The organism is Oscillibacter sp. CU971 (assembly GCF_905219725.1).
GTDB lineage: Bacteria > Bacillota > Clostridia > Oscillospirales > Oscillospiraceae > Oscillibacter.
In genome coordinates this window covers 1-6885 of record NZ_CAJMXG010000161.1, presented here as the reverse complement: position 1 = coordinate 6885, position 6885 = coordinate 1, and the positions used below count along the sequence as shown (strand labels likewise).

The window sequence follows — 6885 nt, the reverse complement described above, 5'->3', positions numbered from 1 at the left end:
CTACATTTTATCCCTCATTAACTTTGTGGCCTGTCTGGTAATGAAGACAGACAGGCCTCTTTTCGACAGGCTGACGGCTTCCCGGACTTTGCCCGGGAAGCCGTTTTTGTGCAGTTTCCATAGTTTTCCTGCCGCCTCTCTGTCCATTACGGGGAAATCCGCGCCATGCGTTGACTTATGTTACATCATGTGCTATCATTTTTAACAAATGTAACTAATTTTGCAGAGGAGGCGCTTACCCATGACAAAGGATGCGTTTGCCGCGCGGCTGAAACACGCCTGCACGTCTGTGGCGGCGGCGGAACCGGAACTGACGGAAATTGACTCCCGCTTCGGCGACGCGGACCACGGATTGACGATGGCCAAAATCGCCGGGGCGATCTCCGCTGCGGCAGAGCGGCCGGAGAACGGCATTCAGGCCATGCTGGACGGTGCGGCCACGGCGGTGATGACCCTCAACGNCGGCNNCGCNGTGCCGCTTTGGAACACCTGGCTGGACGGGATGCAGGAGGCCGCCCCGGAGGGGGACGAGATCGATGTGGCGGGACTTCAGGCCGTCTTCGCCCACGCCCTGGAGGAGCTAAGCGACATGTCCGGGGCCAATGTAGGCGACAAAACCATGATGGACGCTCTGATTCCCGCCAGCCGGGCCGTCGCCGCCTATGGGGGGGACGATGAAAACGAGCTGTTTGCCGCCGCCGCCAAGGCCGCTATGGAGGGGGCCGAGGCTACCCGGGGCTTCGTGTCCAAATTCGGCCGGGCCAAGAGCTACGGCGAGAAGACCCTCGGCACCCCGGATGCGGGAGCCATGTCCATGGCCTATTTCTTCCAGGGCCTGGCCCAGCCTTAAGTACAAAAAATATTACTTCCGAACTGAAAGGGCGGAAGTAATGTGTGCCATGTTTTGCGGTTGCCGCTGTTTACAGCGGTGCGCAAAACGGCTTGAATCAAATTTATTATTTTCGAGCTTTATGGTCGGAAATAATAACTTTTAGGAGGTACATACATGAAAATGAAGAAATTTATCAACGCCCCGGAGACCATCACCGACGAGGAGCTTGTGGGTCTGGGCCTGGCCTACCCCGATATTCTGGACGTGGACGGCCATCTGGTCATCAGCAAGGACCTGGCGAACGCGGACCGGGTCACCATCGTCACCTACGGCGGCTCCGGCCATGAGCCCGCCCAGGCCGGCTTTGTGGGAAAGGGCATGCTGGACATCCAGGCCGTGGGCGACATCTTTGCCGCCCCCAACGGCCAGCTGGTGTTTGACGCCATGAAGCTGGCGGACAAGGGCCACGGCGTGCTGCTGCTGACACTGAACTACGCCGGGGACCAGCTGGCGGGCAAGCAGGCCATGAAGCTGGCAAAGAAGGCGGGACTGAATGTCCGTCANGTGGNCACCGGGGAGGAGATCCAGTATGACCCCAACGGCGAGGACAACAAGCGGGGCCTGGCCGGAGCTGTGGCCCTGTACCACATTGGCGCCGCCGCCGCCCGGGAGGGCAAAACCTTAGACGAAGTGGCGGACATCGCCCAGCGCTACTCGGACAGCATGGCCTCCGTCACCGTGAAATCCACCGANGCCACCCATCCTCAAAACGGCATGTCCTTCGGCGACCTGGGGGAGACGGACCTGATGGAAGTCGGCGCGGGCCAGCACGGCGAGGGCGGCGGCGTCCGGGTGCCCATGATGAGCTCCAAGGAAACCGTGTCCACCGTGGCCCAGGCCCTGTGCAAGAATTTGGATCTGAAATCCGGTGACCGGGCCTTCGTCATGATCAACGGCTGCGGAGCCACCACCATGATGGAGCTGCTGGTGCTGTTTAAGGATACCGTGGAGTTCCTGAAAGCCATGGGTGTGGAGGTCGTGGCCAGCATGGTGGGCGAAATCCTCACCGTGCAGGAGGCTGCGGGCTTCCAGATGAACATCGCCAAGTGGGACGACGAGTTTATCCGCCTCTGGAGCGCCCCCTGCCACACGCCCGCCTACAGCAAGGAGTAAGGCATGGCGGACAACATCGGAAACAAGGCCGCCCACGACTATCACCTGGACGTCCCCGCTGCCCAGGAGGGCTTCTATGTAAAGGGCGCGGCCCACTGCGATTGGGGCATGAAAGCCCGGCTGGCCCGGATGTTCGACCCCAGGTCCGGGAACACCGTCATGCTGGCCTTCGACCACGGCTATATCATGGGGCCCACCGCCGGGCTGGAGCGGATCGACCTGGCTATCCCGCCGCTGATTCCCTATGTAAACGTACTGATGGGCACCCGGGGCGTCTTCCGCTCCTGCATCTCCCCCGCCGCCCAGGTGGGGCGCTGCCTCCGGGTGACCTATGACTCCACGGTGCTCTATGACGACATGTCGGACGGCGGCGGCTTCGCCAGCGACATGGAAAACGCCCTGCGGATGAACGCGGACTGCGTGGCGGTGCAGACCTTCATCGGCGCTCCCGGTGAGAGCCGGTCCCTGGAGCTTCTCTGCCGGACCGCCGACGCCGGGGCCCGGTACGGCGTGCCCACCCTGGGCGTGGTGGCCGTGGGCAAGGAGATGGAGCGGACGGAGAAGTTCTTCCTCCTGGCCACAAGGGTGCTGGCGGAGAACGGGGCCAACATCGTCAAGAGCTACTACTGCGAGGGCTTTGAGCGGGTGGCCGCCGCCTGCCCCGTGCCCATCGTCATCGCCGGGGGCAAGAAGCTGCCGGAATTGGATGCCCTGGAAATGGCGTACAAGGCCATTCAGCAGGGGGCTCACGGGGTGGATATGGGCCGGAACATCTTCCAGTCCGACTCCCCGGCGGGCATGGCCCAGGCCATCGGCAAGGTGGTTCACGAGGGATATACCCCCAAACAGGCCTATGAGGTCTACCAAGCGGTCAAACATCAATAATCAGGAGGAAACGCCATGTCTGCCGAATATATGCACATCGGAATTCCCGTCACCAACCGCAAGCCCAACATGACCTATAACGAGGGGGCAAAATTTTGGGTCAGCAATGTGGACGACTATGACTACAAAATCGAGTACCTGAAATTTGAGGAGGGCACCCCCTTCCCCGAGGACATCCACCGCCATCCCCATGTGGCCTATAAGGTGGACGATCTGGAGAAATACGTGGCCGACGCCGACCGCGTGATCTGCGGCCCCATGGCCGCCAACGACAAGGGGGACCGGCTGGCCTTCGTCTGGAAGGACGGGGCGATTCTGGAGCTTTATCAGGAGGCTTAAGAGCCTCTTCACGCCGCCGCCCGGAAATCCGGCGTGGCCCGGCTGTAAGCCTCTCCCCTGCCTGAAAAAGCCCAGCCCGGAGGACATCCTCCGGGCCGGGCTTTTTTTAATCCTTAGATGGCAGGGGTTCAGCCCCCTTCCGCCAACCTCTTGTACCGAGCGCAGCGGGCCTTGACGTCCTCCACAGCCTTCTCATAGAGGGCGTCGGCCTTGCCGGGGAAGTTGTTCTTCAAGGAGGCGAAGCGGTTCTCGCCCATCAGGAAGGGCAGCAGCATCGAAGTGTCCGGCTCCGCGGAATCCAGCTGGAAGGGGTTCTTGCCCTCCGCCTTCCGGCGGGGATCGTAGCGGTAGAGCTGCCAATAGCCGCACTCCACGGCCTTCTTCATCTCGTCCTGAGAGCAGCCCATGCCCCTCTTGATATGCTGCTCCAGGCAGGGGCAGTAGCAGATGACGATGGACGGGCCGTCGTACTCCTCCGCCTCCCGCAGGGCCTTGAGGGTCTGGGCCTGGTCCGCGCCCATGGCCACCTGGGCCACGTACACATAGCCGTAGTTCATCAGGATGGCCCCCAGATCCTTCTTGGCAATCTGCTTGCCGCCCGCGGCGAACTTCGCCACCGCCGAGGTGGGGGTCGCCTTGGAGGACTGGCCGCCGGTGTTGGAATAGACCTCGGTGTCCAGCACCAGCAGATTCACGTTCCGGTTCTGGGCACAGACATGGTCGATGCCGCCGAAGCCGATGTCATAGGCCCAGCCGTCGCCGCCGATGGCCCACACGGACTTCTTCGCCAGGNACTCCTTGTTCTCCAGGATATACCGGACCTCCGGCGTCTGCTCAACGGCCTCCAGAGCGGCAATCAGCGCGTCGGTGAGGACCCGGGATTTCTGGGAATCCTCCCAGCCCTCGAGATACGCGCTCACGGCTTCCACAGCCACGCCCGCCTCCTTCAGGGCCTCCAGGCGGATCAGCAGCTCCTTGCGGATGGCGTCCTGGGCGTGGAAGAAGCCGTAGGCAAACTCGGCGTTGTCCTCAAAGAGTGAGTGCTCCCAGGCGGGGCCTCTCCCCTGTTCGTCCCGGCAGTAGGGCAGGATGGGCGCGCCGCCGCTGATGGCGGAGGAGCAGCCCGCCGCGTTGCCCGCGTACATCCGCTCGCCCACCATCTGGCTGAGGAGCTTGATATATGTCGTCTCCGCGCAGCCCGCGCAGGCGGAGGAGAACTGGAAGTAGGGCTTTGCGAACTGGATGTTTTTCACACTCTTGCTGCTGATAACTTCCGGCTTGAGGTATTTCTCGTTCATAGCCACCTGGTCGAAGAGCGCCTGCTCCGGCTTCATCTCCTCGAAGGGGGTCATGACCAGGGCGTCGGCGGACTTCTCGCTCTGGTTGGCGGGGCAGGCCGTCAGGCACACGCCGCAGCCCAGGCAGTCATAGGGGCTGACCTGCATGCGGAAGGAATACGCCGGGGCGTCCTTCCCCAGGCCCTTGGCGGGCGCTGTGGCAACGGCGGCGGGAACCGCGGCTTTTTCAGCCTCGGTCAGCNGCACCGGGCGGATGGCGGCGTGGGGGCAGCTCATGGCGCAGCGGTTGCACTGGATGCAGCTTTCGGCGTTCCACTTGGGCACCGTAATCGCAACGCCCCGCTTGGAGTAGGCGGAGGTGCCGTTCTCCCAGGTGCCGGAGAGCACGCCGTGCTTCTTGAACACGGACACCGGCAGCTTGTCGCCCTGCTGGCGGTCCATGGGCAGCACGATCTCCTTAACGAAGTCGCTGGCCTGAATTTCCGGGGCGGGCGCATCGGGGGCGGAGGCCCANCTCTCGGGGATTTNCACCTTCACCGCCNCNCTGACGCCCACGTCTACGGCGGCGTTGTTCATGTCCACGATTTTCTGCCCGGCCTTTTTGAAATAGGAATTGTAGTTGTTTTTCTTCATGNCCTCCACGGCCATATCCAGGGGGATAACCTTGGTCAGGGCGAAGAAGGCCGATTGCAGGATGCTGTTGGTCCGGTTGGCCCCCAGGCCCACCTGGACGGCCAGCTTGGCGGCGTCGATGATGTAGAATTGGGCGTGCTTCTTCGCCAGATCCCGCTTCATCTTCCCGGGCAGGCGCTCTTCCAGCTCCCCGGCGCTCCAGGGGCAGTTCAAGAGGTAGATGCCGCCCTCCTTNAAGTCCCCGGTGGTGTCGTATTTTTGGATGTACGTGGGGGCGTGGACCGCCACGAAGTCCGCGGAGCTCACCAGGTAGGTAGACCGGATGGGCTCATCGCCAAAGCGCAGGTGGCTCTGGGTCAGGCCGCCGGACTTCATGGTGTCGTAGGAGAAATAGGCCTGGGCGTACTTGCCCGCGATGAGGCCGATGGTGGAAATGGCGTTTTTGTTGGCTCCCACGGTGCCGTCGCCCCCCAGGCCCCAGAGCTTGCAGGACACCTGTCCCGGATGGGGCAGCTCCACCTCTGTGTAATCCAGGGAGGTGTGGGTCACGTCGTCCACGATGCCGATGGTGAAGCTGTTTTTCGGCGCGTCCTGCCGGAGGTTGTCATAGACGGCGATAAACTGGCCCGGGGTGGTGTCCTTGGAGGAAAGGCCGTAGCGGCCCCCCACCACCTGGATGTTCCCCCGGCCCGCCTGGGCCAGGGCGGTCACCACGTCCAGATACAACGGCTCGCCCACGCTGCCGGGCTCCTTGGAGCGGTCCAGCACAGCGATCTTTTTCACCGTGGCGGGCAAAGCGGCGGCGAAGTGCTTCACGGAGAAGGGGCGGTACAGGTGGACTTGCAGCAGGCCCACCTTCCGGCCCTGCTGGTTGAGGTAGTCCACCGTCTCCTTCACCGCCTCGGAAGCGGAGCACATGACCACGATGACTTCCTCCGCGTCCTCCGCGCCGTAGTAGTTGAAGAGCTGGTAATTCCGGCCCGTCAGCTTGTTGATTTCATCCATGTAATGCTGGACGGTATCCGGCAGGGCGGCGGTGGTTTCGTTCACGCCCTCCTTGCACTGGAAGTAGATGTCCGGGTTTACATTGTTGCCCCGGTTGGTGGGGTGCTCCGGGTTCAGGCACTGGCGGCGGAACGCCTGGAGGGCCTCCCAGTCCACCAGGCCCCGCAGGTCCTCGTAGTCCAGGGCCTCGATGCGCTGCATCTCGTGGGAGGTGCGGAAGCCGTCGAAGCAGTGCATGAAGGCGTAGCGGGAATGGATGGCGGACAGATGCGCCANCGCCCCCAGGTCCATGGCCTCCTGGGGAGAGGCGGACATGAGCATGGCGTAGCCGGTGGTGCGGCAGGTCATGAAGTCCGTGTGGTCGCCGAAGATGGAGTGGTGGTTAGAAGTCACCACCCGGGAGGCGATGTGCATGACGTTGGGCAGGAACTGGCCCCCCATGGCGTACATGGCGGGGATCATCAGCATCAGGCCCTGGGAGGAGGTGAACGTGGTGGTCAGCGCGCCCGCCTGGGCCGCGCCGTGGCAGGTGCCAGCCGCCCCCGCCTCGGACTGCATCTGGATCACGTCCACCGTGGACCCGAACAGGTTCTTCCGCCCCTTGGCGGACCACTCGTCCACCTTCTCCGCCATGGGAGACGACGGCGTGATGGGATAGATGGCCGCTACCTCCGTGAAGGCGTAGGCCACATGGGCGGCGGCGGTATTGCCGTCCATGAC

5 protein-coding genes are annotated in these 6885 nt (G+C 63.0%); 4 read left to right on the top strand and 1 reads right to left on the bottom strand.

Features of this window, described 5'->3' with window-relative positions:
• The first annotated feature begins 241 nt into the window (after positions 1–241).
• The 4 genes from JX325_RS11055 (at position 242) to JX325_RS11040 (ending at position 3229) form a co-directional block, all read left to right on the top strand.
• Positions 242–850, top strand: a complete 609-nt coding sequence (locus JX325_RS11055) for a DAK2 domain-containing protein (RefSeq protein ID WP_204791183.1) — start codon at positions 242–244, stop codon at positions 848–850.
• A 156-nt stretch (positions 851–1006) separates the two neighbouring features.
• Positions 1007–2005, top strand: a complete 999-nt coding sequence (locus JX325_RS11050) for a dihydroxyacetone kinase subunit DhaK (RefSeq protein ID WP_204791182.1) — start codon at positions 1007–1009, stop codon at positions 2003–2005.
• A gap of 3 nt (positions 2006–2008) precedes the next feature.
• On the top strand, positions 2009–2890 hold the full coding sequence (gene lsrF, locus JX325_RS11045; protein WP_204791181.1) for a 3-hydroxy-5-phosphonooxypentane-2,4-dione thiolase: 882 nt from the start codon (positions 2009–2011) through the stop codon (positions 2888–2890).
• A 15-nt stretch (positions 2891–2905) separates the two neighbouring features.
• Positions 2906–3229: a hypothetical protein gene (locus tag JX325_RS11040; protein ID WP_204791180.1), complete on the top strand. Its 324-nt coding sequence runs from the start codon at positions 2906–2908 to the stop codon at positions 3227–3229.
• A 128-nt stretch (positions 3230–3357) separates the two neighbouring features.
• Here the strand turns inward: JX325_RS11040 and nifJ are convergent.
• Positions 3358–6885, bottom strand: a 3528-nt coding sequence (gene nifJ, locus JX325_RS11035) for a pyruvate:ferredoxin (flavodoxin) oxidoreductase (protein WP_204791179.1), incomplete at its 5' end; no start/stop codon positions are given.